The organism is Nocardia carnea, assembly GCF_029869215.1.
Taxonomy (GTDB): Bacteria; Actinomycetota; Actinomycetes; order Mycobacteriales; family Mycobacteriaceae; genus Nocardia; species Nocardia carnea_B.
Genome location: NZ_JARWPM010000085.1, coordinates 16829 through 43281 on the forward strand (window position 1 = coordinate 16829; position 26453 = coordinate 43281).

The 26453-nt window shown below is 68.4% G+C and carries 29 protein-coding genes; 13 read left to right on the forward strand and 16 right to left on the reverse strand.

Going from position 1 to position 26453, the window contains the following annotated elements; translation table 11 throughout:
- Nucleotides 1-62 precede the first annotated feature (62 nt).
- A complete protein-coding gene (locus QH276_RS04525) occupies nt 63-944 on the forward strand; it encodes an amidohydrolase family protein (RefSeq protein ID WP_280400192.1) in 882 nt (293 codons plus the stop codon).
- 165 nt (nt 945-1109) lie between these two features.
- Here QH276_RS04525 and QH276_RS04530 read toward each other — a convergent pair whose 3' ends face one another.
- Nucleotides 1110-1589: a DUF456 domain-containing protein gene (locus tag QH276_RS04530; RefSeq protein ID WP_280400191.1), complete on the reverse strand. Its 480-nt coding sequence runs from the start codon at nt 1587-1589 to the stop codon at nt 1110-1112.
- Nucleotides 1590-1718: 129 nt separating this feature from the next.
- On the opposite strand from QH276_RS04530, the gene QH276_RS04535 reads away from it, so the two are divergent.
- On the forward strand, nt 1719-2525 hold the full coding sequence (locus QH276_RS04535) for an MOSC domain-containing protein (protein ID WP_280400190.1): 807 nt from the start codon (nt 1719-1721) through the stop codon (nt 2523-2525).
- Nucleotides 2526-2622: 97 nt separating this feature from the next.
- On the opposite strand, the gene QH276_RS04540 is transcribed toward QH276_RS04535, so the two are convergent.
- Nucleotides 2623-3159: a TetR/AcrR family transcriptional regulator gene (locus QH276_RS04540; protein WP_280400189.1), complete on the reverse strand. Its 537-nt coding sequence runs from the start codon at nt 3157-3159 to the stop codon at nt 2623-2625.
- A gap of 89 nt (nt 3160-3248) precedes the next feature.
- Here QH276_RS04540 and QH276_RS04545 point away from each other — a divergent pair, with 89 nt between their 5' ends.
- Nucleotides 3249-4199, forward strand: a complete 951-nt coding sequence (locus QH276_RS04545) for a quinone oxidoreductase family protein (protein ID WP_280400188.1) — start codon at nt 3249-3251, stop codon at nt 4197-4199.
- Between the two features lie 86 nt (nt 4200-4285).
- On the opposite strand, the gene QH276_RS04550 is transcribed toward QH276_RS04545, so the two are convergent.
- Entirely contained in the window at nt 4286-5479 is a 1194-nt protein-coding gene (locus QH276_RS04550; RefSeq protein WP_280400187.1) for an MFS transporter, read from the reverse strand.
- Nucleotides 5480-5664: 185 nt separating this feature from the next.
- Nucleotides 5665-6549: a helix-turn-helix domain-containing protein gene (locus QH276_RS04555; RefSeq protein ID WP_280406633.1), complete on the reverse strand. Its 885-nt coding sequence runs from the start codon at nt 6547-6549 to the stop codon at nt 5665-5667.
- A gap of 406 nt (nt 6550-6955) precedes the next feature.
- Between QH276_RS04555 and QH276_RS04560 the strand changes: the two genes are divergently transcribed.
- Nucleotides 6956-7258: a hypothetical protein gene (locus QH276_RS04560; RefSeq protein ID WP_280400185.1), complete on the forward strand. Its 303-nt coding sequence runs from the start codon at nt 6956-6958 to the stop codon at nt 7256-7258.
- 108 nt (nt 7259-7366) lie between these two features.
- Here the strand turns inward: QH276_RS04560 and QH276_RS04565 are convergent, their stop codons facing one another.
- A complete protein-coding gene (locus QH276_RS04565) occupies nt 7367-8263 on the reverse strand; it encodes an aminoglycoside phosphotransferase family protein (protein ID WP_280400184.1) in 897 nt (298 codons plus the stop codon).
- A 53-nt stretch (nt 8264-8316) separates the two neighbouring features.
- Nucleotides 8317-8862 (reverse strand): PadR family transcriptional regulator, encoded by a 546-nt coding sequence (locus tag QH276_RS04570; protein ID WP_280400183.1) that lies wholly within the window; start codon nt 8860-8862, stop codon nt 8317-8319.
- Nucleotides 8863-8909: 47 nt separating this feature from the next.
- Here QH276_RS04570 and QH276_RS04575 point away from each other — a divergent pair, with 47 nt between their 5' ends.
- Nucleotides 8910-9476 carry a peptide deformylase gene (locus QH276_RS04575; protein ID WP_280400182.1) on the forward strand — a complete coding sequence of 189 codons (567 nt, stop codon included), beginning with the start codon at nt 8910-8912 and terminating at the stop codon, nt 9474-9476.
- Nucleotides 9477-9567: 91 nt separating this feature from the next.
- Here the strand turns inward: QH276_RS04575 and QH276_RS04580 are convergent, their stop codons facing one another.
- Nucleotides 9568-10167, reverse strand: a complete 600-nt coding sequence (locus QH276_RS04580) for a TetR/AcrR family transcriptional regulator (RefSeq protein ID WP_280400181.1) — start codon at nt 10165-10167, stop codon at nt 9568-9570.
- 95 nt (nt 10168-10262) lie between these two features.
- Between QH276_RS04580 and QH276_RS04585 the strand changes: the two genes are divergently transcribed.
- Entirely contained in the window at nt 10263-11144 is an 882-nt protein-coding gene (locus QH276_RS04585) for an alpha/beta fold hydrolase (protein WP_280400180.1), read from the forward strand.
- A gap of 152 nt (nt 11145-11296) precedes the next feature.
- On the opposite strand, the gene QH276_RS04590 is transcribed toward QH276_RS04585, so the two are convergent.
- On the reverse strand, nt 11297-12730 hold the full coding sequence (locus tag QH276_RS04590; RefSeq protein ID WP_280400179.1) for an RNA-guided endonuclease InsQ/TnpB family protein: 1434 nt from the start codon (nt 12728-12730) through the stop codon (nt 11297-11299).
- Between the two features lie 102 nt (nt 12731-12832).
- Between QH276_RS04590 and QH276_RS04595 the strand changes: the two genes are divergently transcribed.
- Nucleotides 12833-13081, forward strand: coding sequence for a helix-turn-helix transcriptional regulator (locus QH276_RS04595; RefSeq protein WP_280400178.1), 249 nt, complete (start codon nt 12833-12835; stop codon nt 13079-13081).
- 23 nt (nt 13082-13104) lie between these two features.
- Here QH276_RS04595 and QH276_RS04600 read toward each other — a convergent pair whose 3' ends face one another.
- The gene (locus QH276_RS04600) at nt 13105-13491 is read right to left on the reverse strand and encodes a MerR family transcriptional regulator (RefSeq protein ID WP_280400177.1); all 387 of its coding nucleotides are present in this window, start codon (nt 13489-13491) and stop codon (nt 13105-13107) included.
- Nucleotides 13492-13545: 54 nt separating this feature from the next.
- On the opposite strand from QH276_RS04600, the gene QH276_RS04605 reads away from it, so the two are divergent.
- On the forward strand, nt 13546-14175 hold the full coding sequence (locus tag QH276_RS04605) for an NAD(P)H-dependent oxidoreductase (protein ID WP_280400176.1): 630 nt from the start codon (nt 13546-13548) through the stop codon (nt 14173-14175).
- 15 nt (nt 14176-14190) lie between these two features.
- Here QH276_RS04605 and QH276_RS04610 read toward each other — a convergent pair whose 3' ends face one another.
- Nucleotides 14191-14994: an alpha/beta fold hydrolase gene (locus QH276_RS04610; protein WP_280400175.1), complete on the reverse strand. Its 804-nt coding sequence runs from the start codon at nt 14992-14994 to the stop codon at nt 14191-14193.
- Between the two features lie 107 nt (nt 14995-15101).
- Complete coding sequence (locus tag QH276_RS04615) at nt 15102-15650, reverse strand: methylated-DNA--[protein]-cysteine S-methyltransferase (RefSeq protein ID WP_280400174.1); 549 nt, start codon at nt 15648-15650, stop codon at nt 15102-15104.
- 149 nt (nt 15651-15799) lie between these two features.
- On the opposite strand from QH276_RS04615, the gene QH276_RS04620 reads away from it, so the two are divergent.
- The 3 genes from QH276_RS04620 to QH276_RS04630 all read left to right on the forward strand — a co-directional run bounded on the left by QH276_RS04620 (nt 15800) and on the right by QH276_RS04630 (nt 17645).
- On the forward strand, nt 15800-16897 hold the full coding sequence (locus QH276_RS04620) for a CaiB/BaiF CoA transferase family protein (RefSeq protein WP_280400173.1): 1098 nt from the start codon (nt 15800-15802) through the stop codon (nt 16895-16897).
- 128 nt (nt 16898-17025) lie between these two features.
- On the forward strand, nt 17026-17247 hold the full coding sequence (locus QH276_RS04625; protein WP_280400172.1) for a type II toxin-antitoxin system VapB family antitoxin: 222 nt from the start codon (nt 17026-17028) through the stop codon (nt 17245-17247).
- Nucleotides 17244-17645, forward strand: a complete 402-nt coding sequence (locus QH276_RS04630; RefSeq protein WP_280400171.1) for a PIN domain nuclease — start codon at nt 17244-17246, stop codon at nt 17643-17645. Before QH276_RS04625 ends, QH276_RS04630 begins: the two co-directional genes overlap by 4 nt.
- Before the next feature lie 109 nt (nt 17646-17754).
- Here QH276_RS04630 and QH276_RS04635 read toward each other — a convergent pair whose 3' ends face one another.
- Together QH276_RS04635 and QH276_RS04640 are read right to left on the reverse strand one after the other, a co-directional pair.
- Nucleotides 17755-18354, reverse strand: a complete 600-nt coding sequence (locus QH276_RS04635) for an ABC transporter permease (RefSeq protein WP_280400170.1) — start codon at nt 18352-18354, stop codon at nt 17755-17757.
- 135 nt (nt 18355-18489) lie between these two features.
- Nucleotides 18490-19545 carry a medium chain dehydrogenase/reductase family protein gene (locus QH276_RS04640; protein ID WP_280400169.1) on the reverse strand — a complete coding sequence of 352 codons (1056 nt, stop codon included), beginning with the start codon at nt 19543-19545 and terminating at the stop codon, nt 18490-18492.
- 108 nt (nt 19546-19653) lie between these two features.
- Between QH276_RS04640 and QH276_RS04645 the strand changes: the two genes are divergently transcribed.
- Entirely contained in the window at nt 19654-20292 is a 639-nt protein-coding gene (locus tag QH276_RS04645; RefSeq protein WP_280400168.1) for a TetR/AcrR family transcriptional regulator, read from the forward strand.
- 62 nt (nt 20293-20354) lie between these two features.
- Here the strand turns inward: QH276_RS04645 and QH276_RS04650 are convergent, their stop codons facing one another.
- Genes QH276_RS04650 through QH276_RS04660 form a run of 3 tightly spaced genes read right to left on the reverse strand, consistent with a single transcriptional unit; the run spans nt 20355 to nt 25146 of the window.
- A complete protein-coding gene (locus QH276_RS04650; RefSeq protein WP_280406634.1) occupies nt 20355-22736 on the reverse strand; it encodes a serine/threonine-protein kinase in 2382 nt (793 codons plus the stop codon).
- A gap of 5 nt (nt 22737-22741) precedes the next feature.
- Nucleotides 22742-23791, reverse strand: a complete 1050-nt coding sequence (locus tag QH276_RS04655) for a glutamate ABC transporter substrate-binding protein (RefSeq protein ID WP_280400166.1) — start codon at nt 23789-23791, stop codon at nt 22742-22744.
- Nucleotides 23788-25146 carry a hypothetical protein gene (locus tag QH276_RS04660; protein ID WP_280400165.1) on the reverse strand — a complete coding sequence of 453 codons (1359 nt, stop codon included), beginning with the start codon at nt 25144-25146 and terminating at the stop codon, nt 23788-23790. Before QH276_RS04660 ends, QH276_RS04655 begins: the two co-directional genes overlap by 4 nt.
- A gap of 481 nt (nt 25147-25627) precedes the next feature.
- Between QH276_RS04660 and QH276_RS04665 the strand changes: the two genes are divergently transcribed.
- Nucleotides 25628-26453 (forward strand): NUDIX hydrolase (locus QH276_RS04665; RefSeq protein ID WP_280406635.1); only part of this gene is annotated, 826 nt, incomplete at its 3' end.

The window sequence follows — 26453 nt, forward strand, 5'->3', positions numbered from 1 at the left end:
CCGAGCCCGCTCCGGGGTTCCCGGAGCGGGCGCCACCACGACATATCAGGCATTCTGTATTCGTGTTCGATGCCCATGTGCACATCATCGATCCGCGGTTTCCGCTGATCGAGAACGAGGGCTACCTACCGGAGCCGTATACCATCGCCGATTACCGGCGCCGGATGGCCCGGTTCGACGTCTCCGGCGGTGCGGTGGTGAGCGCGTCCTTCCAGGGGAACGACCAGAGTTACCTGCGGGCCGCGCTGGCCGAACTCGGCCCGGGCTGGGTCGGGGTCACCCGTCTCGATCTGGACGCCACCGACGAGGAGATTCTGGACCTGCACGAGGCCGGGGTGCGGGCGGTGCGGTTCAACCTGAAACGCGCGGCCGCCGATATCACCGGAATGACGCGCCAGGCACTGCGCGCCCACGAACTGGTGGGCTGGCATGTGGAAATCTATGTCGACGGCCAGATGCTGGCCTCGCTGCAACCGGTGATCCTTAAGCTGCCGAAGGTCTCGATCGACCACCTGGGAATGTCCGAGGAAGGTCTTTCCTACCTGCTCGACCTGGTCGATCGCGGCGCCCGGGTGAAGGCGACCGGCTTCGGGCGGGTCGAGATGGACGTTGCCACCGCGCTACGCCGGATCCACGCGGTCAGCCCCGAAGCACTGATGTTCGGTAGCGATCTTCCCGGCACCCGCGCCGGTCGCCCGTTCCGGGAATCCGATGTGGAGCTGATCAGCGATGTGGTCGGCACCGATATGCACGCCGTCCTCGAAGACAACGCCCGCGCGTTCTACGGTCTGCCGCCCATCGACCGCACCCCCGAAGATCCCACCCCCACACTGCCTCTGTTCATTCCACCCCAGCGCGATATCGACCGCCCCGCCACCGACGGCACCACCCGCCCGCTTCCCATACTCGGTCCCCGGCCGCGGTGGACACCGGGTTCGGGCTGACAGCCGCCGTGCGCGCCAAGTCCCCTGGGCACCGTGTCGGCATCCTCTCAACGGGCCACATCCGAGGTTCGGGGCCCGTCTCGTTCTGGAGCTACAGAGCGGAGGAGCGGCGGAGTGAAGAACGAGACCGAGGGGCCCCGAACCACGCGCTGCCGGAGGCGGCGCCTAAATTACAGCGCCTATTACCCAGACTCCGGTGGCGAGCAGGGCGCCGAGCAACTCCACCAGTATGGAGAGCCCTACCCCCTTGATCGCGTGCTTACTCGACACCCAGGCCTGCCGATTGTCGGGTAGCCGCGCCATCTCCGAGAGGTACACCCCCGCAACGAAACCCACGAACAGCCCGACCACCGGAATCACGAAGAATCCGACGATCCCCGCGAGCCCACCGAGTAGCAGGGTCCGGTTGGGGATCCCCGCCTCCTTCAAATTCCGGCCGGGCCAGGTGTATTTCACGACCCCGGAGATCACCAGCAGCAGCGTGCTGATCCCCAGCACCACCCACGCCGTCGCCCCGCCGGTGAGGAATGCCCACACCGCGATCGCCGCGAAGATCAGGATCACCCCCGGGAGAATCGGCACCACGATGCCGACCAAGCCGACCACGATCACCAGGCCGACGATGATTTCGCCCCATACGCTCACGAAACCACGGTAGCCCGGATCCGGCCGGTACGCCGGACCGCCGGCGGCGGACACCGGTGGCCGATAAGGTCGTACGGGCCCGGAATCGATCGGACTCGGAAAACAGGTAACCGGGAGGAGGTCGAGGTAATGCAGCTCACGACACTGCGCAGGTATCCGGTGAAATCCATGCTCGGCGAGGACGTACCGGAACTGGTGGTCGACGAGAGCGGTGCCGCCGGGGACCGGGCGATGGCGGTGATCGATACGGCCACCGGCCGGGTCGCCACCGCCAAACAGCCACGGTTGTGGCGTCGGCTGCTGGAATGCTCGGCTACCGGAGACCCGGGACGGATACACATCACGTTGCCGGACGGGCGCACCGCCGAGGCCGCTTCGCCCGACGCCGACCGGCTACTGAACGAGCTCCTCGAACGGGATGTCCACTTGGCCGGTATGCGTCCCGACGGCGCGGAAATGGAACGCCCCGACCCCGAGGATGTGCTCACCCACGGGGTCGATACCGCCCTGGACTACGCGACCCTGCCCGTCGGCGCCGGCACCCCCGGCGGTTCGTTCGTCGACTTCGCGCCGCTTCACCTGATCACCACCGCCACACTGGACCATCTCGATATCGAGGCCCTGAGATACCGGCCGAACCTGATCGTCTCCACGCCCCCGGGATTTGCGCCGTACGCGGAAAACGACTGGGTCGGAAAGGAATTGACCATAGGTTCGGTGCGGTTGTCACCGATCACCCCCACTCCTCGCTGTGCCGTGCCGACCCTGGCGCACGGGGACCTGCCACGGGCGCCGCAGGCGGTCCGCCGCCCGATGGCCGAGAACCGGGTCGATGTCGATATCCCGGGGCTCGGCGCGCTGCCGTGTGTCGGGTTGTACCTGTCGGTGGTGCGGGGCGGCACCCTCCGCGCCGGAGACAACTTGGTGATCGGCTAGACCGGTTCGCCGGGTACCGGCCGGGCGGCGGTGATTTCGCCGCGCCGGTGCCGAACTGCCTTGTCGGCGGTGCGTGCACCGGCTGCGCACGGGGAACCTATTCCGGCCCGGCGATGCCGAGCACGCGTGCGGTGAGGTCCAGCACGCCGGCGCGGTGGCGCTGGGTACCGACGAAATCGGTGAGGTCCGGGCGCATGCTCGAGAATAGGGCGAGGGTCAGGAATTCCGCGTCGGCATCGGGGTCGAGCTGGGCGATGAGTTCGGTGAGCTGATTGCGCCAGGGCGCCCAGGTATCGGAATTGCACCCATCTGGCATTGCGCGGGTAAGGGGTTGTAGTTCGACGGTGGTGAGGTCGAAAACCGCGGCGATATAGGTGAGTATTCGCTCGGCGACCGGCACGGTCGTATCCGTCGCCTGTGCGTGCGCGGTAGCCCAGGCTCGGGCGGTTTTGTCGTCGAACAGCGCACGGATCAGCCCTTCGCGGTCGGTGAACCGCCGGAACAGCGTGCCCTTGCCGACGCCGGCGGCCGCTGCGATCTCGTCCATGGAGACGTTACCGAGTTTGTCGTCGCAGATCAGGCGTCCGGCCACGGCGAGGATCGCGGCGCGGTTGCGTTCGGCGTCGGCGCGCATCCGGAGCCTCCTGTTGACAAAAGCGGACTGATGGTCCGTATGATAGCGAACGTTAAACGGACCGATAGTCCGGAACGAGAGGTGGAGTTGTGCGTGCCGTTCGCTATCACGAATACGGACCCCCGGAAGTACTGAAGATCGAAGACGTCGACGACCCGATTCCGGGGGCGGGCGAACTGCTTGTCCGGACAGTGGCCACCGGCGTCAACTACTTCGAAGTCCAGGTGCGAGCCGGGGTCCACCCCGATCCGCTCGGGCGTCCGCTGCCCCATACGCCGGGAATCGAGGTGGCCGGCGAGGTGATCGCGGCCGGGCCGGATGTCGCGCCGAGCCGGATCGGTGAGCGCATCGTCGCGACCGTGGGCGCCGGAAGCTACGCCGAACTGGTGGTCGTACCCGCCGCAGACGCCCGGCCGCTGGACGAACGCCTCGACGAGCATCAGGCGCTGGCCCTGCTCGGCCAGGGCGCGACGGCCATGGGCCTCGCCGAAACCGCCGGACTCGGCCCCTCCGATACCGTGCTGGTCGAGGCCGCCGGCGGTGGTATCGGCACCCTGCTGGTGCAGCTGGCCAAACGCGCGGGCGCCCGGGTGATCGCCGGGGCGAGCGGGGATGCCAAACGTGCCTTGGCCGCCGAACTGGGCGCCGACACAACTGTGGACTACTCGCGACCCGGCTGGACCGAAGAAGCCGGCCCGGTATCGGTCGTCTTCGAAACCGTCGGCGGACAGACCGCCCGTGAGGCCTACGGCCTGCTCACCGAGCCCGGCGCGCGGATGGTGGTGTTCGGGACCGCGAGCGGTGCGCCGGTCGAGATCGGCTCGGATCTGCTGCTCCGGGTCGGTGCCGCGCTGATTCCGTTCAGCCTGGGTTACCGGCCGCAGCGGTGGCCCGAATACATCGAGCGCGCCGTCGAATTGACGGTGCGTGGTGAACTCTCGCCGGTGGTGGGAACCGTTCTCCCGCTGGCCGAAGCGGCCGCGGCACATCGCGCATTCGAGGAGCGCACCGCGCTGGGGAAAACCATCCTCGTCGTCTGACCGCGGAACGGCGCACCTGGCCGCCGGCGGTTGAGTTGCGCGCCGGGGCGCTCGGCGGTCCGAACCGGCCGAACGCCCCGGTGAACTCAGTACCGGATATGCCGCCACGCGCAGGTACTGATCACGCACATCGTCGCGAAACCGATCCAGAAGGGCCCGGCCGGACCGAACCAGTGCGCGAGGAACCCGCCGAGCAGGGTTCCGGCGGCGACGCCGGTGACGTCGAGCAGGTTGTGCACGCTGACTATCCGGCCCTGTAATCGCTCCGGAACCTCCCGCTGCCGCACCGTGGCGACCACCACACCCCAGATCGCCGCGTGCACACTGAAAGCGGCGAGCGTCGCCCCGGCAACCCAGGCGTTGGTGGTGAGCGCGAGGACGAGGTGGGTAGCCGTCTCCGCGATCAGGCCCGCCCGCAACAGCAGGGTGAGGCCGAGGCGGCGCTCGAGTCGCGCCGCGAGGGCCGAGCCGGCCAGCGCCCCGGCGGCGTGGGCGGTGAGCAGCAGACCGAACCCGACCTCGGCCAGCCCGAGACGGTCCCGCGCGTAGAGCACGAAGGTCGCGAACGCGGCGCAGAACGGGATCTGCATGACTCCCATGGTCAGGATCAGGGCGCGCAGTCTCCGGTGGCGCCACAACCATTCGACGCCTTCCCGGATATCGCGCCACAGTCCGGTGGACTCCGCCGGCGGGGGCGGCGAATGGGGTCGCATGGTGGCCGCGATCATTGCCGCCAGTACGAACGTCGCCGCGTTGGCGCCGAAAGGTACCGCCGCCGAGAGCGCGAACAGCCAGCCGCCCACCGGTTTGGCGAGCCACATATTGATCACCGAGAACGTGAATCCCAGCCGGGCATTGGCCGCGGGCAGCAGGTCGGCCGGGACGACAGCGGGTAGCCGTCCCGCGACCGCCGTATCGGCGAGCGTTTCGCCGATACCCATCAGGAAAAGAGTGCAGTAGAGCAGCACCAGCGACACGGTGCCGGTGGCGATGGCGATCGCCAGACCACCCACCAGTACCGCCCGCAGCACATCGACGACCACGATCAGGCGCCGCCGGTCGAGCCGGTCGGAAACCGCACCGCTCAGCAGCGCGAACAACAGCCAGGGCAACTGCTGAGCCAGGCCGGCGGCGGCGATCGCGACCGGATCCGAAGTCAGCGAGGCGACGAGCAGCGGGCCGGCGACGGCAGCGAAACCGTCGCCGAGATTCGAGACCGCACTGGCGGTCCACAGTTTGTGAAAATCCGCGCCGAGACGCGCGGATACGGAGGCACGCAAGGGGAAAGCTCCTTGTGAAGGGCCGGAAGTAGGGTCCGTGAGCCGCTTCGGAGCGTGGTGTCAGTACCGACCTACGCCGAAGCGAGGACCTGGGCCATACACATGGAGAACCTCCCTGCTTTTCGGCAAAGAGTAGATCCGGCCGATTGTGCTCGGCTACTTGTTTTCGCCCAGGGCACCGGTGGTCAGGTCGGCGAGATGTCCGGGTCGACCCGGCGAAGCGCCGATGCCAGCCATTCTGTGCGCCGATGTTCTTCGGGCATCTCGGCCAACCCTGCCTCGGCCTCGCGCACAGCTTCGGCCGGGTGACCGAGTCGAGCCAGCACACCCGCGCGCTGTACGGCTGCGAACCCCGGACTCCACCAGTACATGGAATCCGGTGGGTCGGCATTCGGAGAGTCAGGTAGCAAGGCGCGAGTGGCTTTCCGTTCCTCGTTCATTTCGGCCAACATCTCGGCACGGCGCATTCGCCCGTAAGCGTCGATGACAGGGTGAGCGCCGCGCACGGACAGCGCGGCATCGTACAGATTGAGAACTGCGCCGAAATTGCCTGTGCTGGTGGTTACGTAGCCGAGAAATCCGAGGCTGTGCGCGAGTCTGTCCGGGTCACCTGCCGCCCGCGCAATTTTCACAGCAGTGCCCAATGTGCGCCGTGCCGTGGCATCTGCTCCGACTGCATGCTCGAGCCAGCCTCGGTATTGGACGATTTCACTCGCGAGTGCGGTAGGGCTGTGCGACACCATATCCGCGAGCCCTCGCACGGTAGGCAGCACGGTGAGCGCCCCGGTCGCGTCCTCGACTCGTCTCAGAGAGCCCAGGACTCCGGAAACCTCTTGTAGTGCGGCGGCATTCACCGTAGCTGGAGCTTTGGCCACGCTGGTGATGCGTCCGAGATCTGCGCCCAGTACGCGTTCATATGCGGCGACCACGCCGGGGGGCACCGCTCGTTTGCCCGACTCTATGAGGCTGAGGTAGCTGGCGCTGTAGTGCGTCCGGCGGCCGAGTTCGCGCAGCGATATGCCGGACGATTGCCGCGCTGCTCGCAGGATCGCGCCTGCTCCTGGCTCCATCTCCCCTCCATGGCCGCAAACACCTGTCAACACTCGCTGTCTGTCCAGGGTATGCCGCATACCCATAGCGTCAATCCCAGCGCCGCCGGTACTCGTCTCATACGATTTCGCCGAGCCGTCCGGCGGTCTATGAACCAACCCAACGACCGTGAGGTGTCTCGATGGGCCTGAATCTGCCGCCGCTCCCCATCCGTTTGTCGGTGAACCGTACAAAGGTTGCAGCGCAGGGTAATTCACACATCAGCAGACAGAACGACTGTGCACTACTGGAGCGGATCGCCGCCGCACTCCGCGCCTTACCCAGCACCGGCGCCCCAGCCCAAGGCTGCACCGGCTTGCCGACCGAGTGCTGTCTGCATGGGAAACAGGCCGACAAGAGTGCTGGGCAGCCGGGCAGAGCGCCGTCATGAACCGTTCGGTCGCGTTCGGCTGGATCAACGTCGATATCAGCCGAGCGCCGGAAACTGATCGTGCACAGATACGCTGCCTCGCCCGGCATCTCGGGTACCGCCTCGTTTGGCCTCGTGAACTGTCGGTGCTTCCGGTGGCCGATCAGGTGCGTAACGCCGGCGCCGATTTGGTGATTCTGCCGGCGCCCGACCATCTGAGCCCGGTCGAGCTCAACGCAGTGATGGACGTGGCCGACGTGGAGACAGTATTCCCACGGCTCAGCTTCGCGCGCTGGGCGTTCCGGCAGTCGGCTCCATGAGCCCCCTTGTGGTCGCAGGATTCACGGTTGCGATCGGATTACCGTTACTCGTCATCGTGGCAGCGATCTGGTGGCCGCGGTGAGCGGTCGGTGTCGCTCGGTTCTGCCTCAGGTGAGTACTTCGGCGGCTCTGTCGAAAGCCTCGATCAGCCAGGCCGGCTCGCCGTTGCGCCGGGCCTGTAGTGCTTCCCGCACTGCTCCGGCCTGGGTCCAGCGGCGGGCTCGGTCGCGGTCGATTTCCGCAGCTTCACAGTAGATGTCGAGGTAGCGGAGCAGCGTGGGTCCGGGATGGGTGGTTGTGAGCAGAGGGCCGAAGCGTGGGCTGAGAAGTACGTACACCGCGTCGTAGGCCGGGTCGCCGACGTGGACTTTCGGGTCGATGGCGAGCCACGATTCGCGGTCGGCAGCCAGGATATTCGTGTCGTGCAGATCGCCGTGGAGCAGTGTCTCGACGGGTGCGGCGCCGAGTTCGCGCAGTGTCGCCGTTGCCGCGGCCACGACGGTTTTCGGCAGCGGATCCGCGAGTTCGGCCATGGCACTGGTTATTTCCTGTTCCCACGCGCCGGCACTGTCGGATAGCCGGGGAAGCCCGGCAGGGGCGGGCACCGCCAGTCGGTGGGCGAGCCGGCCTTGGATGGTGAGCGCCTCCTCCGGATCGGCGATACCGGCGAGTGTCCGGCTCCGCGCCTGCTCCAGCAGCATCGCGAAACTGCTGTCGGCATGCTCGTACAGCCGGACTGCGCCCGCACCGTTCCAGGCGGCCAATGCGGCCGGCTCGTGCGGGCTTCCGTAATCGGGGAACGACACCTTGATTACCGCCGGTGGATGATCGCGGCACCGTACCGGCAGCGCAATGCCGACCCGGCCGTGCCGCGCCGGGCCTGCCGGGTCGCAGTGCCAGCGTTGTAGTAGTTCGTCGACCAGGGCGGGCAGCGAAGCGAGCCAGGCCCGGCCCCGTTCGCCGGCGCCGAGTCCGTGGGCGAACGCGGCGGGTATTTCGAACACAGTGGACTTCCCTCCGGTACGAGCGCGGTGCCGATATTCCCGCGAGTGCGGGTTCAGGCCGGGGTGGTGAGTTTGTCGATATCGGCCAGTACGCGTTCGTGCCAGTCGATTTCGCCCTGGATGCGTATGCGGGCGTGTTCGACGATCAGGTCGTCGGCGGTGTTCTGGTCGGGCCAGCTGCGGTCGAGTTGGTGTTCGATCCGGGAACCGCGGGCGCGCAGGGCCGCGATCCGGTCTTCGAGGTAGCCGCGCAGCAGTTCGCGATCGAGGTCGGTGCTGACGGCCAGCGCCAGATCGACCGGGTCCGGGCGGAGGTCGACCTCGGTGAACGCCTCGTCGCGCAAGGCGCGTAACTCCCGGTGGCCCTCGTCGGTGATCTCGTAGATCGTGCGCGCCGGCAGGGCGCCCTGCTGTTCGGTGCGCAGTGGGCGGATGAGGCCCTCGTCGGCCATGCGGTGCAGGGCGCCGTAGAGCGAGCCGGGCTTGACCCGCGACCAGAGGTCGGCGCGATCCAGGCGCGCGTCGCGGCGCAGTTGATGGCCGTGCATCGGGCCTCGGCGGGAAAGTGCGGCGAGGACGAACAACCGGGTTTCGTTCACCGCTCCAGTCTGTCACGACTACTCGTATTTGAGTACTCTCCTTCGGCATGACTATCCGACCGATTCTGATCGCCGGCGATCCACGCCTGGTCACGCCCGCAACACCGGTGGCCGTGTTCGACGACGAACTGGCCGCCTTCGTCGAGGATCTCTTCGAAACCCTCGCGGCGGCGAACGGCGCCGGCCTGGCCGCGAACCAAGTGGGCGATCCGCGCGCGGTTTTCGTCTACGACCTCGTCGACGACGGCACGCGACACCGCGGCCATGTGGTGAACCCGGTGCTCGAGACGTCCGGGATTCCCGAAACCATGCCCGACCCGGACGACCTGGAAGGCTGCCTCTCGGTACCCGGTGAGTGGTTTCCGACGGGGCGCGCGTACCGCGCCCGGGTGACCGGTGCCGACCGACGCGGTGAGCAGGTCACCGTCGCCGGTACGGGGTATCTGGCCCGCTGCCTACAGCATGAAACCGATCACCTGGCCGGGCGGCTCTACCTGGACCGATTACTCGGCCGGAACCGCCGCGCGGCCCGCCGGATGATCAAGGCGCGGCAGTGGACCGAGCCGGGGCGCAGCTGGCTTCCGGGCACCGATCCCGGGATGGACGAATTCTGACTCGCGGAGATGCCCGGCGATCACCCATCGCTACCGACGTCGCCGGGTGGCCGATTCGTCGATGTGTGCGGGATGGCTGCGATGGATCGAATCAGTCGTGGGTTCCCGGTCGGAGGACGCGGTCGAGGAGATGGTCGACGAGGGTGAGCGCGGAGTCCGCGGTGTAGTGGCCCTGGATCATGCCCTGGGTGATTCCGCCGGCTGCTACCAGGATGAGTTCGGCGTCCAGTTCGGGGGCGGCGCGGGACTGTTCGATTCGTGCGAGTTGATGGGCCAGCAGGGTGACCAGGGCGCGGGGTGCCGCCAGGGTTTCTTCGGTGGTGATGCCCCGGCCGGTGATCGCGGCGGCGGCGAAGGCGCCGAGGACTATGGCTTCTTCCCGGCGCCGGTCGTCGAGTGGGAGTAGTTCGGTGAGTACGGCTTTCACGGCTGCGCGGGGTTCGGCCTGCTCGCCGAGTTCGGACCAGCGCGCAGCGAAGCGGGTGCCGGCATCGTCCATGACCGAGCGGTGGGTGGCGAGCAGGAATTCCTGTTTGGTCCCGAAGTAGTACTGCACCAGCCGCACCGAGAAGCCGGCTTCGGCGGCCACGGTCTGGAAGGTCACGGCTTCGAGGCCGCCGGCCACGATGACGCGGCGCGTCGCGTCGGTGATCTGCCTGTGTCGCACTTCGTGGTCGACCAATCGTGGCACGGGCCCGCCTCTCCTCTCGAACATCCGGATTTTGATGGTATAGGCATACCCTTTAGATGATATGCTCGTATCATCAAAACGGGGAAAGGGTCATCATGCCGAAGCTCGGACGTTTCACCAGCGCGGAAGCGCAGGCCGCCTATCTGCGTCACTACGACGCCGTGGCCGCTCAGTGGCCGGTGCCGGCGGTCGACTCCGATATAGAGACATCGTTCGGGATCACCCGGGTGCGTAGGTCCGGGGGCGGGGACGGTGCGCCGATCGTGCTCTTGCCCGGGCTCTCCGGAAACGGTCTGCTGTGGCGGCCGTTCGTGGCGGACTTCGCGCGCGACCGCGCCGTCTACACGCCCGATGTCATCGGTTGGCCGGGTCGCTCGGTGCAGGCCGCGCCGGTTCGCGACGGTGCGGATATCGCGGCATGGATGGCCGAGGTGTTCGACGGCCTGGGGCTGGATCGGGTCCATCTGGCCGGTGGATCGATGGGCTCGTGGCTGGCTGCGCAGGTCGGTGTCCATCGGCCGGAGCGGTTGGCGAGCCTGACCATGTTCGAACCCAGTGCGGCGACATTCACCAAACCGCCGTTGCGGGTGCTGCTCAAGTTTTTCGGTATGGGTATGCGGCCGAGTCCGGAGGGGATGCGGAAGTTCAATCGATGGCTTACTCCGGGGGTCGAGCACACCGGTGACGAGTGGGAAATGATGGTGGCGGGGATGAAGTTCCGGTCGGCCATGCCGTGGGATCGCCCGCTCACCGACGAGCAGCTCGGCGCGATCACCGCGCCGATGCTGGTGCTCTACGGCGCGGAGACCGTGATCAACGATCCCGAGGCCGGTGCGCGCCGGGTGGGTGCGCATATGCCCTCGGCCGAGGTCGAGATCTTTCTCGGGGTCGGTCACGAACTTCTGTGGGGTAGTCCGGATCGCGTCGTTCCGCGGTTCCTGGAATTCGTGCGCAAGCACGACTCGGTCCGGGCGTGAGTTGATCGCGCCGGGCGCGCGAGGTGGCTTTCAGGCTCAGCGTGGCGAGGCCCTGGTGATGCTTGGGGCGAAACGGATGCAGCGTGCCTTCTGACAGCGTGTCGGATAACTCATGTGGGTATCGGACACCGCCCTTCTCGGGCGTCCTCGGTTCATACCCCGACCGGGGAATGAGCCGTGGTTTCCGCGTCTTCCGGGCCGGTTGCACCGGCACCCGCAGGGTGCCGGTCAGCGCCTTCCCGTCGGCGGACATTGGTAACCCGGCCCCCTGCTCTGAGGTCCGGGGATCCTGAAACGTCTCCATGGCGTACTTCGGCCCAGGCGGCGAGGTTGACCGCAGCATTCAGGTCCCGATCGGCCCGGTATCCACACCCGCAGGTGAACACCCGATCCGCCAACGTGAGACCCGCGTTCACCGCACCGCACGCCGAACACCGCTTGCTCGACGGGAACCATCGGTCAGCGGTGACAACGGTACCGCTGCGCCACTGCTGCTTGTAGTGCAACAGCCGCGCGAAGTCGGCCCACCCGGCATCACTGATCGCCCGAGCAAGCCGCCGGTTGCGCAGCATCCCCGCCACATGCAGGTCTTCGATCACGAGCCGGTCGTGGGTTTTGACCAGCGTGTTGGTGGCCTGATGCAGAAAATGGCGGCGAATGCCGGCAATCCGGTGGTGGTGACGCGCCAATCGCGCGGCGGCCTCTGTCCGGTTACGTGATCCCTTCTGTTTCCGCGACAGCGCTTTCGCCAGCCGCCGCTGCCGGGCTTGACCGGCAGCCAGAGGTTTGGGTGCCCGGTCGATCCGGACGGTTTCAGCACCGTCGGCGGTGGCAGCGACCAGGAACGTCGACAAACCTCGGTCGATCCCGACCCAGCCACCCGCACCGCATCCACGCGGCCGGTGCTGGTGGGCGGGGTGCAGATCGGCCGCCTCGACCGCGATACTGATCCACCAGCGGCCCGCCCGCAGCGAGACCGTGGCGTACAGAACCTTGGCCCGCTTGCCGGCGAGCATGCGGCGTAGGCGGCGTGTGTCGTCACGGACCCGCAGTGTCCCGAGACCGGGCAGGGTCACGGACCGCGGGATGCCGTGGTCACCGACCCGGACCGACGGGCGCCCGCCCTTGGAGTGTCTGTTGCGGAGCCGGAATGCGGGGGTGCTGGTGTGTTTCTTCTTGAACTTCGGGAACCCGGCCCGGCGGCCTCGCCGTGTGCCGACGCGGGAGTCCGACCACGCGGTCAGCGCGCGGCCGCAGTCGACCGCGGCTTCTTCGAACACCTGCTGACACACCTGATCCCGCCAGGCCAATCCGGTGACCTGCACCTCGGTGACCCCGCCGGCGCCGACGACGAAGACGCGACCGGCGGCTTCGGTTTTCTTCCAGGCGTTGAATGCGTTGATCAGGTCGTATCGGGTCCACGGCACCGGATGGCCGGGGTCTGTGCCGCGCTGGGTGAGCGCAGTTTTCACCAGGTGCAGGCACTGATTGAACGCGAACCGGGCCGCACCCGCATGGCGGGTGAGCAGGGAGTGCTGCTCGACCGTGGGGTCGAGGCAGTACCGAAACGCGGTGTGTCTGCTCATCATCGGGCAGTGTGGCACAGGCCACCGACACAAACACCGCCCCGCCGACCGTGGGCTGGGACAGCATCAATTCGACACAACCCAAGGACCGCAAGTTCCCGGATGCGCTGTGAGTCTGAGGTCATCTACAACCGCATCGCGATGCTGCGCGCCGAGCGCGGCATCTCGCGGCGGCAGCTGGCCGAGGCGCTGGGCGTTCACTACCAGATCGTGGGCTACCTGGAACGCGGCGAATACAGCCCCAGCCTGCATCTGGCATTGCGGATCGCCGCGTACTTCGAGGTGGCGGTGGAGGTCGTGTTCTCCACCGAACCGTTCCCCCGGCTCGGGTCGGCCACGGAAACGGCCTGAACCGCCGGTGCGGCCGAATCCGGCTACGGGACCGAATCGGAGAGGCGATTCGCCGCCGCCTCGATGCTCGCGCGGAGTCCGAGGATATCCGCTTTCTGCGCCTGGAGCTGGGCGATCCCGGCATCCAACCGGCTTGTCCGCTCATCGAGTTGCGCCAACGCGGCGGCGCGGTCGGCGGCGGAGGCGCCGGCCGGGTCGAGACACGCGACCTCCAGTATCGCGGACGCTTCGGACAGCGAGAGGCCGGACGCGAGCAGGCAGCGTATGTGCTCCACGATCGGCACATCCTCGGGGCGGTAGGTCCGATACCCGTTGGAGTCGCGTTCGGGCGCGAGAATGCCCGCGCTCTCGTAGTGCCGGAGCATTCGCGGGCTCGCTCCGGTGGCCCGGCTCAGATCACGTATGCGCATGCGGCAGCGTTCTCCTTGACATTGACGTTAGTGTCAAACTTTAGTTTGGTCCGCATGACGAATGAACAGAGCCGGCCCGAGGTGATGCTCGTGGTCGCGCACCCGGACCACGACTCGGCTACCTGGGCGATTGCGCGAGCCGTCGAGCAGGGCATCCGATCCGGTGGAGACGCCGTCGCCAGGATCCATGATCTGGCGGCCTCCGGTTTCGACCCGGTGTACGGGAAGGCGGATCTGGCACACCACCGCGGGCTTTCCGGGCTGCCGGCCGATATCCGGCACGAGCAGCAATTACTCGAGTCGGCCGCGGTCACCGTGGTCCTCTTCCCCGTCTACTGGTGGTCCATGCCCGCACTCGTAAAAGGCTGGTTCGACCGCGTTTTCGGGGCGTACGACGATGTTGCCCACGGTAGCCCGAGTGCGGTGCGGGAACTGCATCTCGTCGCCGGTGCCGGTCTCGGGGAAGGGACGTTCCTCCGGCACGGGTACAAGGCCGCGCTGACGACTCAGACAATGCACGGCATCGCCGACTATTCCCGAATCGGTAATGCGTCCATCGAATTCCTCTACGACACCGAATCCAAGGATCCGGCGGTCCACGAGCAACTGATCGCGCGGGGATACGAGATAGGCGTCGCGATGGCGCGGCGCGCGCAGACGGTATACGAGCGGGTGGCGGTCTGAGCGGTCCGGCAGAGGTCAGTAGAGGAAGTCCGCGAGGATTCCGGCAACCTCCGCGGGGGCCGTGGAGGGCGCGAAATGTGTTTGTCCGGGTATGGTTTCCATGGTGGCTCGCGGCAGCACCGCGGCCAGCCGCTCGACCGTTTCCGGCATCGGTTCCCAGGTGTCCGCGCCGCGTATGAGCAGCGTCGGCACGGTGATCGATGCCCAGCGGTCCAGATAGATGGTGTCGCCGACCATCGACTCGAGGTCCCGGCTCCAGCCGTAGGAGTCGTCCGGGGTGTCCTCGGCGTCGTCGACGGCGGCTGACTGCGCGAGCAGCGGCGCCGGCACCCGGGCCACTTTCTCGGCCAGCAACCGCTGCGCCTGCGCGCGGTCCCCGTTGGCGGTGAGCTTCTCGAATCGGGAAAGCACGGGCGCGAGTTCGGCACCCGCGGCGTACAGCGGCGGCTCCCACAGGGCCAGTGAGCGGACCGGGAGCCCGGACGCCGCCGCGTGCAGGGCCACCGTCGCGCCGTAGGACATGCCCACCAGATGAGCGGGCCGGCCGATCATGCCGATGATCGCGCCGAGATCGCGCACCTCGTCGGCGAAATGTTTCGGCGAGTGCCCAGGACCGCTCGGCGCATACCCGCGCCGGGCCGGCAGCCACAGGTCGAAGCGGTCCGGGAGATGCTCGGCCACCGGTTGCCAGGAGTGCAGCCCGCCGCCGGAACCGTGAATCATGATCACCGGCGACCCGTCCCCGGCCCGGTGATAGCAGATCACGGTCCCGTCGAACGATTCGAATGTCGCGGGCGGCAGGTTCGTGAACAACGGCATGCGCCTACTCTCGCAAAGTCCGCCGCACCCCTCCAGCGCATTCGCGTCTCGATTCCCGCGCCGGCCGGGGCCGTGCGCACTCGTCGCTTCCGCCGTGGACGAACGGGTCAGAACAGGGTCGGTTCACCGAAACCCGCGGTGCGTTCGATGGCGAGAAGGCGCTGTTTGGTTTCGATACCGCCGGGTGCGGAGAAACCGTGCAGGGCGTGGTCGGCGGCCAGGACTCGATGGCAGGGGACGAGGAGTGGGATCGGGTTGCGGCCGAGGGCCTGGCCGACTGCTTGGGCGGCGCCCGGGGCACCGGCGCGGCCGGCGACCTCGCCATAGCTGAGGGTATGGCCCGGGTCGATGGCGCGGGTGATGCGGTAGACCGACCGGTGGAATTCCGGGAGGCCGGTGAGGTCGAGGGGGATCCAGCGGAGATCGTCGAGGTCGCCGTCGAGATGGGCACGGATCCGGGTGATCGCGGCGGCGCGCGGACCGGTGGCCGGATCCGGGAGCCGGTGCGCGTCGCCGCCCGTGACCTTCGCCGGGGTGGTGTCCGGATCGCTGCCGGGCAGGCGGAACCCGACCACCGCCTCGCCGCGCCAGGTGATGGCGCAGCGGCCGATGGCGGTATCGAAATCCATCGTGTCCAGTGGGGCGGGGCCGGGCATAGCGACAGTGTGCCCGCATCCACCGACAACTGCCGGAACAGGTTGGTTCACGCCGAGGCCGTGACGTGACGCTCCTGTTGTCATACTGTCAATATGTCCCGCGGGCGGCCGCGGGCGGACACTGGATCGACGACGAACCGAGGTAAGGCGTGAGCACACCATCCACCGCCAAGCAGGGCCCGCTCGCGGGCATTCGCGTGATCGAATTGGCCGGAATCGGGCCGGGGCCGCATGCCGCATTGCTGCTCGCCGATCTCGGCGCCGATGTCGTGCGGATTCAGCGGGCCGGCCAGCTGCCGGGCGGGGCCGATCGCCCGACGCTCCGTGGCCGCACCGTCGTGGAGGCCGACCTGAAGGATCCGGCGGATATCGAGAAGGTGCTCGGCCTGGTGGAGAAGGCCGATGTGCTGCTCGAAGGGTTCCGGCCGGGCGTCACCGAGCGGATGGGGCTGGGGCCGGACGTCGCTCTGGAACGTAACCCGCGGCTGGTCTACGGCCGGATGACGGGCTGGGGCCAGTTCGGGCCGCTGGCCGACCGCGCCGGTCACGACATCAACTACATCAGTCTCACCGGCGTCCTGCACGCCATCGGCCGCAAGGGCGAACGTCCGGTACCGCCGCTGAACATGGTCGGCGATTTCGGTGGCGGTTCGATGTTCCTGGTCTTCGGCGTGCTCGCCGCGCTGGTGGAACGCCACACCTCCGGTAAGGGCCAGGTGATCGACGCCGCGATGATCGACGGCACGCTGGCGCTGTCGCAAATGATCTGGGCCTTCCGCGGGATGGGTGCCTGGAGTTCGGAGCGCGGCACCAACCTGCTCGACACCGGTATGTCGTTCTACGACACCTATGAGACCGCCGACGGCAAATACATGGCGGTCGGCGCGATCGAACCGCAGTTCTACGCGCAGCTGCTGGCCGGCCTGGAAATCGACCCGGAGGGCCTGCCGTTCCAGATGGACCCCGCCGGCCAGGACGAGCTGAAGAAGCTGTTCACCGATAAATTCCGCAGCAAGACCCGTGACGAATGGACCGATATCTTCGCCGGCACCGACGCCTGCGTCACCCCGGTCCTCACCTTCGAGGAAGCCACCGAGAACGAGCACATCGCCGCCCGTAACTCGCTGATCGAGCTGGAGAACGTCACCCAGCACGCCCCCGCCCCGCGTTTCTCCCGCACCCCCAGCGGCACCCCGACCCCGCCGCCGGCCGCGGCGACCTCGATCGATTCCGTCTGGACCGACTGAACGGGGAGGAAGCCGGCCCGGGCGTGGCGCTCGGGCCGGCGGCCACCTGTCCTGCTGTCGACGTGTCCGCGCTCGCCCCCAGGCTGATATCCTGTTTCTGGAACGTATATCAAGGGGTGGTTGTGGATATGTCCAGAACAGTGATCGACGTGGATGACGAGGCGCTCGCCGAAGCGGCCCGGCATCTGGGTACGACAACGAAAAAAGACACGGTCAACGCTGCTCTCCGCGAGATCGGTGATCGCCGCCGCCGGGCGGCCGCTATCGCCCGTATGCGTCGGATGGTTGCCGAAGGCGAGATCGATTTCGAAGCGGCCGACGAAGCCCCCCGCGGCGGCCGGGTGGCGTGACAGAACTGTTCTTGGCCGATACCAGCGCGCTGGTCCGGTTCTTTCGCCGGCAGAGTGATCCGGATTGGGATGACAGTGTTGCCGCGGGTCTGGTGGGGATCTGCGAGCCGGTCCGCCAGGAGTACCTGCGTGCTGCCGGAGCACGTAGCGCGTACTACGAAGCCGACAGCTTGCTACGCGAGACCTTTCCCTATTACGTAGTGCGAGACGGTGTATGGGATGAGACCGCGGACCTGCAGCATCGGCTCGCGGAGAAATCGTGGCATCAATCGGCGAGTCCGGTCCACCTGCTGGTCGCGGTGACGGCGACACATCACGAATTGACCGTCCTGCACGACGATGCCGATTTCGAAACCATAGCGCGCCTGACGGGCCAACCTGTGCGGCGTATCGGCTGATCGCGGCGGTAGTGGCGCTCGGCGCGAATGTTCGAAGTGACGAACTGCCGTCGAGGTGCGTACGGAACTTCGTACGTACCTCGACGGCAAAACTATTTCGGGGGCCGGATCACCCGGCGGCGAGGCGCCGGAATTCCAGGACCGTGGCGATCGCGTAGCCGGCCCCACCGGCCACCGCGAGGACCCAGAAGTGGCCGGCCGCGGCGAAGCAGAGGGCTACCGCCGCGACCAGTGCGAGCCAGGCGCCGAGGCTGTAGTGCAGGACATTGCGGCGGGCGGCGCCTTCACCGAGATAGATCAGGCCGACGATCAGGCTGGAACCGGCGGGCCAGAGAACGGATTGCAGGTCGGGCAGATCGAGGGTGGACGTCAGACCGGTGATGGCGACGGCGAGGGCGGCGAAGCCCACCACCCAGGACAGGCCGAGGAGTTTGCCGCTGAGGGCTTCGGATTCGGGCGCCGTGCGCTGCGCCCGCAGGGCGGCGCGGGTGGCGCATACCGTACCGATCAGGAGGCCGAGACCGAGCAGGGTTATCGGCAGCCACTCGGGCAGGGCGACGAGGGGATCGGCGCCGGTGGAGATTGCCGCGGCTCCGTGGCCGGCGATATAGGCGAGCCCGAAGCCGATGTAGGCAGCGCGGTTGTCGACCTCCCCGGTGTGGTCGACGGTTGCGGCGGTGATCGGTGTGGGCAGGGTGGCGGTGGTCATAATGTGTACTCCAGGTTCGTGATGCCGGTGCTGTGGACGTGAGCCGAGGGTGCGGCGGTGCTGCTGCCCGGGCCGCGGCGGGCGCGGGTGGGCAGCGTTCGCCGGGTCTCCGGGAGGCGGTGGAATCGGCGTGGTTCAGGCGGGGCGGGCGTCGGGGACCAGGACCACCTTGCCTGCGACGGTCCGCGATTCGGCGAGAGCCAGCGCCGAACCCGCCTGCGACAGTGGGAATTCCGCGGCGATCTGCGGTGTGAGGACCCCATCGGCGAGCAGCCGCAGAACCTGAGTGAGATCTTCGCGCAGCCGGCTGCGGAAGGTATCGAGGCGGCGCCGGCCGGCCCAGAAGTTGTAGAAGTGCGCACTCTTACCGTTGGGCAGGTAGTTCCAGAGCGTCAGCCGGGCGAAGAGTTTCAGCACCGGCAGTTGTGAATTGCCTTCGACATCCTTGGTGGCCGCGGTGCCGTAGGAGACCAGGGTGCCGCCCTTGCGCAGCAACCGCCACGAGTCGACCACCCCGCCGCCACCGACATGGTCGAATACCGCGTCCACGCCGTCGGGCGCGATATCGGTGATCCGCCGATACATCTGGGGGTCGCGGTAGTCGACGGGGATCGCGCCGAGTTCCCGGACCAGCGCGTGGTGGCGCGGGGCGGCCGTGCCGATCACCGTGACCCCGTGATGCCGGGCCAGTTGCACGAGCGTGGACCCGACCCCGCCGTTGGCGCCCAGCACCACGATCGTGCCGCCGGTTCGCACGCGGGCGGTCCGGTGCAGCATCTGCCAGGCCGTAATGCCGTTGACCAGCACTGTTTCCGCGGCGGAAGCGTTCACCCCGGCCGGTACCGGCACCAGATCCGCGGCGTCCAGCAGCAGGGAACTGGCCCAGCCGCCGACCTTCGTGACGGCCGCGAACCGGCGTCCGATCAGGGCGGGATCCACGCCCGGGCCGGTGGCGGTGACGGTGCCTACGACGTCGTAGCCGGGGACGAAGGGGAACGGTGGCTGGTCGAAGTATTTGCCGCGGCGCATCTGCTGTTCGGCGAACGAGACGCCGGTCGCGGCGAGCTCCAGGACCACCTGCCCCGCGGCGGGCGCCGGGAGTTCGCGGGTGGTGACTCGCAGGCCCTCCGGTTCGACCTTGCCCGGCAGCACGATCTCGGTGGCGGTAGTGGTGCGGGTGTTGACGCTCATGGTGTGATCCGATCCGCTGAAGTTGCGATAACAACCGTAAGGTTACGCACGTTAGTTGAAATTTCGCAAGAGCTAACGCGTGTAAGTTTTGTTCTGTAAGGTGACGGCATGCGAGAAGATAGAACAGCGACGCGTACCCGTACTCGCAACCCCCGCGGAGAGGGCGCACGGTTACGCGATGAGATCGTGGCGGCGGCGGTCGAACTGCTCGACGAAACCGGCGAGGAATCCGCCATCACCCTGCGCTCCGTCGCCCGCCGGGCCGGTATCGCCGCACCTTCGATCTACCGCCACTTCCCGGACCAGCCGGCCATCATGCTGGCGGTTGTGCGCAATGCGTTCGACGAATTGGATGCGCTGTTGCGCACGGCGCTGAACAGCACCGATGCGCCCCGGGAACGTCTACTGGCCCTCTGTGACTGTTACCTCGATTTCGCCCGCGCCCGGCCCGGCCGCTACCGGGCGATGTTCGCCGGCGTGTGGATCCCCGATCTCACCGCGGGCTCGGTGACCGAACACGATATGGCCACACTCGGTCAGGAGAGTCTGCGGCTGTTCATCGAGGCGTTCGAGGGATGTGTCACCGCAGGTCTGTCGCGAAGTACCGACGTCGCGGCGGATACCGTCGCGTTGTGGCTGGGCCTACACGGCCTCGCCCACCAGCGCATGGTTTCCCCCTCGTTCCCCTGGCCACCGGATATCGCCGGCCGCCTCATCGCGACGCTCGCGCACTTCACCGAAGGGTGACCCGGACACCCCCGCGACCGCCACAGCGGGTTCATTTCGCCGTCGCGGCTCTGCAGACCGGTTCAGAACCAGGTGGTGGGGCGGATGTAGTTGGCCAGGTCCACCAGGGCGTAGCGGTGGCGGCGGCCGGGGGCCAGCCGGGCCAGCGTGCGCAGGCGCTTCTCGGTGCCGTCGCGTAGCGCGTTCTCGGTAAAAGCGACGCCCATGAGCGGGGGGTTCGGTGCGGCCGGGGTCTTACCGGCCTGCAGCCAGGCCAGCGCGCTACCGAGGACGATGACCTGAAGTTGCACCGCGCGGCGTTCGTCCGGCGGGAAGGTTTCCACCCGGACGGCGGCCTCCCGGAGAGTGTCCTCGGCGAGTTCGGCCACGGGTGCGCTGGTGAGCAGGAGCAAAACGGCGGTCATCCGGGCGGTGGTGTAGTAGCGCGAGGACGCGGGAACTTCGTCCAGGGCGGTGACGGCTTCGGTGTAGCGGCCGGTCGCCGACAACAGCCGGGCCAGGCCGAAGGCGGCGCTCACCAGGCCGTGATCGGTGCGCCAGGTGATGGCGTAGAAGTTCTCGGCGTAGGCACGCCACGCCTTGGTCTCGTCCGGATGCCAATGCTGGAGAACGAGTTCGGCGGTACCGGCGAGGGCGAGTTTGGGAGCCAGCTCGCCCGGGAGTACCCGCAATACGGCGTCGAAGGCGGAATAGGCTTTCTCGTAGTCGTTCTCGCGCAACCCGGCCAGCCCGGTGTACCAGTCGATCCGCCAATCCCGGCGGCCCGCGGTGGGGATCGCGTCGAGCAGTTCACCCGCGTCGCCGACGCGGTCCAGGTCCAGCAGGATACGGGCTTCGGCCAGCCGCAGTTCCAGCTCCAGGTTCTCCGGCGCGGCTGCCGGATCCCGCGCCAGCTCCTCGCGCGCCTCGTGCAGGGCGGCCAGGGCCTGATCGGGTTCGGCCTGCAGGATCTCCGACAGCCGGCGTGCGGCCGGATCGGCCGGGACCGGTAGCGGGATCGGGAGTGCGGCCGCGATATCGGCGGCGGAGAGCGCGGTGTCGTGGTCGGCTCCGTCGGCGTAGGCGTCGGTCCGGCCGATCAGCTGCTCGGTGCCGAAGGCGGTGCGCTGTTTACCGAAAACCACCGAGCGGTGCGGATGTTCGGTTCTGGTGTCCAGCGCGAGAATTTCGCGCACGACACCGGCCAGCTGGTCGGCCATCGCGCCGGCGGAGGCGAACCGGCGGTCCGGTTCGTGGTCCGTGGCGCACAGCAACAGGCGGTGGAACGATTCGTATTCGGCCAGGACGGGTTCGTCCTCGGGCGTCGGCAGGCCGTCCCGGTAGGCGCCGTGTTCGGTGGGGATCGAGAGGGTGAGAACGGCGAGCGTCCGGCCGACCGTATAGATGTCGGAGGCGACCGTCGGTCCGGTACGGGCGATCTCGGGAGCTTGGAAACCCCTGGTGCCGTACAGGTTCCCGTAGGCATCGATGGGCGCGACGGCACCGAGGTCGAGCAGTTTGACCTGATCCTCGGTGACCATGATGTTGTCGGGTTTCAGGTCGTTGTAGGTGAGGCCCGTCGCGTGCAGATAGTCGAGGGCGGGCAGCACCTCGAGCACATAGGCGATCGCCTGCGCCACGGGGATCCGCTGGGGATGCCGGTCGTCGAGCATCCTGCGCAACGACCGGCCACCCACGTACTCCATGACGATGAACCCGATCGGCTCACCGGCCGCCGTCTCGTGTTCGACGAAATTGTGGATCTTCACGATTGCCGGATGCGCGACCTCGGCGAGGAACTCGCGTTCGGCCACCGCCACGGCCTGGGCTTCGATATCGTCGGCGTGCAGCAGGCCTTTGAGCACCACCCAGCGGTCGCTGACATTGCGGTCGATGGCCAGATAGATCCAGCCCAGGCCGCCGTGCGCGAGGCAGCCCTGGATCTCGTACTGGCCGGCGACCATATCGCCGGGTCGCAGGCTGGGGCGGAAATCGAAGTTCGCCCCGCACTTCGCGCAGGTGCCGCGGGTACGGCCGGGACCACTCGCATCCGACCGGCCGACCGGTTGCCCGCACCGCCAGCAGAACCGTTTCCCCTCCGCCACCACCGGATCGGCCAGGACCGCTCGCGCCGGATCGGCGGGTTCGATGGGCGGCACCTCGACCAGCCCGGCGACCAGCGTGCGCACGCTGGGCCGGGAACGCGCGGTCCGGGTGCTGCGCCCGGTGCGGATCTGGGACCCGCTGCCCCGGCCCGCCGCGAGGCTGGTGCCCGCCCGCGGACCACTCGGCTCTGCCGCCGCGGTACCCGCCACCGCCGCGGTACCGGTAATTGCGGAAGTGCCGGCGATTGCGGAGGTCCCGGTGGTAGCGGTGGTGCCGGAAGTGGCGGTGGTGCCGCCGGCGCCGCCGGGCTCCGGGGCGTCTTCGCCGCCGGGCCGGCTGCCGGACTCGCTGGCGTCCACCGCGATCAGTCCCGATAGGCCGGTGCCGGGGGCGGCGGGGTGGGGCCGAGGGCCGAGAGCCACTGGCCGTAGAGGCGGCTCCAGGTGCCGTCGGCGCGGATCCGGTCGAGGGTGCCGTTGACGAACCGCACCAGATCCTCGTCACCCTTCGGAATCCCGATACCGTACGGCTCCTCGCTGATACTCGGGCCCACCAGATCGGTATGCGGGTCCTGCGCCTTGAGTCCGGCCAGGATCGAATCGTCGGTGCTCACCGCGTCCACCTGCCGCTGTTGCAGGACCACCAGGCAATCCGCCCAGGTGGGGACGGTGAGGATGGATGCCTCGGGCTGGATCCGCCGGATATGTTCCAGCGAGGTCGTACGGCGGATCGTGCACACCCGTTTACCGGCGAGATCTTTCAGGCTCTCGATTCCGGAACCCTTGATCGCCAGCACCCGCTGATGCGCCTTCAAGTACACCGTGGAGAAGGCCACCCGCTCCAAGCGTGCGCAGGTGACGGTCATGGTCTTCACGACCATATCGACCCGGCGGTCGATCAGCGCGGCCTCCCGTTCCTCCGAACCGAGGCTGCGATATTCGATGCGATCCGGATCCCCGAACAAGTCGCGGGCGACCTCGCGGGCGATATCGGCGTCGAATCCGACGATGACACCGCTGTTGGGGTCGCGGAAGCTGAACAGGTTGCTGCCGGTGTCCAAGCCGACCACCAGCCGGCCGCGGGCGCGAATGCGGTTCAGGGCGGGGCCGGTCGCGGCCGGCCCCGCCGGGCGCAGGCTGGCGGTGGGGTCGCCGCAGTCCGGGTCGTCCGGTACCGGAACCGAACTGTCGGCGGGTATCGCGGTCGCCTGGGCGGGCAGCGGCGGTTCGGCGTAGTCGCCGTGTGGGGTATCGCTGCGCGGGCTGGGCCCGGTGGCGCAGCCGGCCAGGAGCAACGCCGTGCAGGCGATCAGCCCGCGCACGGGCCAGGATCGGGTGCCGCGTGGCGGCGGGCCGGCTCGCCGTATCCGGTACCGCGGCACCGCCGGTCGGCGCGGAATGCGCACAGGTCTCATCGGTACTCCCGCAGTCTCGGCCAGATTCCGAATGCGATATACGCCGCGGCCGCGATACCGAGGATAACCGCGCCGGGCGCCAGATAGTCGAGTACCCGGGCACTGCGGAAAATATTGCTGCGCAGCGTGTCCCGGGTCTCGGTGATGCCCGCGGCCAGCGCCTTGTCCAGCGCTTCCACATGCAGCGTGGCATTTTCGGCGCCCGGACCGGTGGCGATGTTGGCGGCGCGGGCGAATTCGCCGCGGTTGAGGGTGTCGTTCATCCGCTGGTGCGCGGCCAGCCAGTGCAGCAGGGCGGCGCGGGCGTCGGTGGTCGCGCGGTCGGTATGCCCGGCGAGTAGCTCGTTGAGCCGGGTGATGTTCGCGTCGAAGGTGTGGTCGTAATCGCCGGTGGTGTCGCGGCGCACCAATTTCAGCGTTTCCGCCGAGCGGGCCTGCTGCGCCAGGATCCGGCTCTCGGTGAGCCGGGCGGCCGGTTCCGTACCTTCGGAACGGCCGCTGGACATCGCGGCCGCCGAGACCGATCCGGCCACGACGGTCCACAGCAGCAGGATCAGCACCGCCCCCGATGCCAGCAGCAGCCCGGGATTGAACGTGCGGTGCCACCGCCGGGCCAGCAGCCGCTGCGCCCAGACCAGCGTCCCCAGCGCCACCACCAGCAGCATGATCGCCGGCCACGGCGGCCGGACGTGACGGTCCTGGGCGCTGTCCACGGCCTCGGCCCGCCGGACGTACAGTTGCTCGGCTATCGGCAGCAGATCGCTCTGCATCTGGTGCGACGCCTCACTCAGATACGCGGCGCCCACGGGATGGCCTTCGCGGTTGTTCGCCCGAGCCGTCTCCACCAGGCCCGAATACACCGGTAATCCGGAACCGATACCCATCCGCTGCTGATCGTCCTCGGTGCCGTTGCCGGAGAGGGTCACCAGTTCGGCGCCCGCCTCACCCAGGGCCTGGCTGTAGCGGTCGCGGACTTGTTGCGGTTCCAGGCCGCCGGAGATGAATGCCGTGGCGGCGGCCGCGTCCGCCACGGACAGCGAGGTGTAGAGACGATGCGCGGCATTGGCGTCGGGTTCGGTACCGGCCAGCAGGATGTCGAGATCGCGCTGGCGGTCGTGCACGGTCGCCGCGGTGAGCGCCCCCGAGCCGAGGCAGAGTACGGCCAGCAGCAGCCCTATTCCGATCAGGCGGCCCGGCGAGGATTGTGCGAACAGTCGTAGACGCGCGGGATCCAGCCATTTCCACGCCGTTTCGACCCGGGTGCGCGCAAGGCCGGTCCACCCGGTCGTGGGCGCCGGTTCCGGCTGGGCCGGTTCGGGTTCGGAGACCACCCGATCCACCGCCGACCGCGTCATGTCCACCCTCCAACTCTGGGCGCCGTGTGCGCTGTATCGCTGCGCGGTCCGTGGGGGATCCCGCTCACACCGCGCTCCTGAGCGTATTCGGTATTCTGCACGCCCGCGCCCCGACGGCCACAACACCCATCTCCGCGAGCGGAAGGCCGACCTTGCCGCGACCGGCACGAAGCTCCTCGCGACCGGCGCGATGACCGCATCGCGGCTTGCGTGACGACCGCATCGCGGCTGGCACGATGACGGCATCGCGGCTGGCGCGACAAACGCACCGCGACCGGTACGACGCCCCTCACGAGTGGTGCGACCCGCCGCTCTCGGGTGGTCCGAGGCGCCCGCTCTCATGTGGGGTGACGCGCCTGCCGCGTATGGCGCGACGACCCCGTCGCGAGTAGCGCGACCTCCCGCGCTGTGAGCAGTACCGGCCACCGCAGCGACCGGGTACGGCAGGATGGAGGGGAACGGTCGACGAGGGCGGTGCGAGATGCGCGGTGATGGAGACGGGTGGGCGGTGAGCCCCGGTGGGGTACGGCACTGGGGGAAATTCGGCGCGGCCGGGCTGTTGCTGCGCGCGCCGCTCGGCACCGGCGGTGCGGCCGTATTGCTGCAGCATCGGGCGCTGTGGAGTCATGAGGGCGGTACCTGGGCGCTGCCCGGCGGTGCCCGCGACAGTGACGAATCCGCGGTGCACACCGCCGTCCGCGAGGCCGACGAGGAGGCCGGGATCAAGGCCGCCGATTTCCAGGTGCGCGCCGAACGGGTCACCGCCGTCGCCCCCAGCGGCTGGACCTACACCACCGTGATCGCCGACGCCGGCAAACCCCTGCCCGTTCGCCCCAACATGGAGAGTGTCGAACTGGCCTGGGTTCCCGAGGACGAGGTGGATCAACGGCCGTTGCATGCTGGGTTCGCCCTCGCCTGGCCGGGGCTGCGCGCGACGTTCGCCCGGATGGACACCAGCGAATGCGGGCAGGCGGATGCCGCCGAACTGGCCGCGACCCTGCCGCGCACCGTTGATCTGGGCGCGGAATTCGTCTGGCTGCACGCCGATCCGGCGGTCCCGGGGGAGCGCGCAGTTCTGCTGGACCCCCCGTACCCACCCGAGCAGGCCGATGCCGGGGAATCGGCGGGGGGGGGGGGGGGGGGGGGGGCCCGCGCGGGGGGCGGCGGCCCCCCCCGCGCCGGCCCGGGGGCGGGGGGGCCGGCGCGGCGGCCGGCCCCCCCCCCGCCCGCCCCCCCGCCGATTCCCCGGCATCGGCCTGCTCGGGTGGGTACGGGGGGTCCAGCAGAACTGCGCGCTCCCCCGGGAC

What these genes read in the sequence shown, in the direction of transcription:
- QH276_RS04605 (WP_280400176.1), top strand. Translation starts at nt 13,546, where the DNA reads ATGACGAATGAACAGAGCCGGCCCGAGGTGATGCTCGTGGTCGCGCAC.
- QH276_RS04610 (WP_280400175.1), bottom strand. Translation starts at nt 14,994, where the DNA reads ATGCCGTTGTTCACGAACCTGCCGCCCGCGACATTCGAATCGTTCGAC.
- QH276_RS04660 (WP_280400165.1), bottom strand. Translation starts at nt 25,146, where the DNA reads ATGACGCGGTCGGCGGTGGATCGGGTGGTCTCCGAACCCGAACCGGCC.
- QH276_RS04635 (WP_280400170.1), bottom strand. Translation starts at nt 18,354, where the DNA reads ATGACCACCGCCACCCTGCCCACACCGATCACCGCCGCAACCGTCGAC.
- QH276_RS04640 (WP_280400169.1), bottom strand. Translation starts at nt 19,545, where the DNA reads ATGAGCGTCAACACCCGCACCACTACCGCCACCGAGATCGTGCTGCCG.
- QH276_RS04560 (WP_280400185.1), top strand. Translation starts at nt 6,956, where the DNA reads ATGAACCGTTCGGTCGCGTTCGGCTGGATCAACGTCGATATCAGCCGA.
- QH276_RS04540 (WP_280400189.1), bottom strand. Translation starts at nt 3,159, where the DNA reads ATGCGCGCCGACGCCGAACGCAACCGCGCCGCGATCCTCGCCGTGGCC.
- QH276_RS04595 (WP_280400178.1), top strand. Translation starts at nt 12,833, where the DNA reads ATGCGCTGTGAGTCTGAGGTCATCTACAACCGCATCGCGATGCTGCGC.
- QH276_RS04600 (WP_280400177.1), bottom strand. Translation starts at nt 13,491, where the DNA reads ATGCGCATACGTGATCTGAGCCGGGCCACCGGAGCGAGCCCGCGAATG.
- QH276_RS04585 (WP_280400180.1), top strand. Translation starts at nt 10,263, where the DNA reads ATGCCGAAGCTCGGACGTTTCACCAGCGCGGAAGCGCAGGCCGCCTAT.
- QH276_RS04575 (WP_280400182.1), top strand. Translation starts at nt 8,910, where the DNA reads ATGACTATCCGACCGATTCTGATCGCCGGCGATCCACGCCTGGTCACG.
- QH276_RS04645 (WP_280400168.1), top strand. Translation starts at nt 19,654, where the DNA reads ATGCGAGAAGATAGAACAGCGACGCGTACCCGTACTCGCAACCCCCGC.
- QH276_RS04555 (WP_280406633.1), bottom strand. Translation starts at nt 6,549, where the DNA reads ATGGAGCCAGGAGCAGGCGCGATCCTGCGAGCAGCGCGGCAATCGTCC.
- QH276_RS04535 (WP_280400190.1), top strand. Translation starts at nt 1,719, where the DNA reads ATGCAGCTCACGACACTGCGCAGGTATCCGGTGAAATCCATGCTCGGC.
- QH276_RS04590 (WP_280400179.1), bottom strand. Translation starts at nt 12,730, where the DNA reads ATGAGCAGACACACCGCGTTTCGGTACTGCCTCGACCCCACGGTCGAG.
- QH276_RS04615 (WP_280400174.1), bottom strand. Translation starts at nt 15,650, where the DNA reads ATGCCCGGCCCCGCCCCACTGGACACGATGGATTTCGATACCGCCATC.
- QH276_RS04625 (WP_280400172.1), top strand. Translation starts at nt 17,026, where the DNA reads ATGTCCAGAACAGTGATCGACGTGGATGACGAGGCGCTCGCCGAAGCG.
- QH276_RS04655 (WP_280400166.1), bottom strand. Translation starts at nt 23,791, where the DNA reads ATGAGACCTGTGCGCATTCCGCGCCGACCGGCGGTGCCGCGGTACCGG.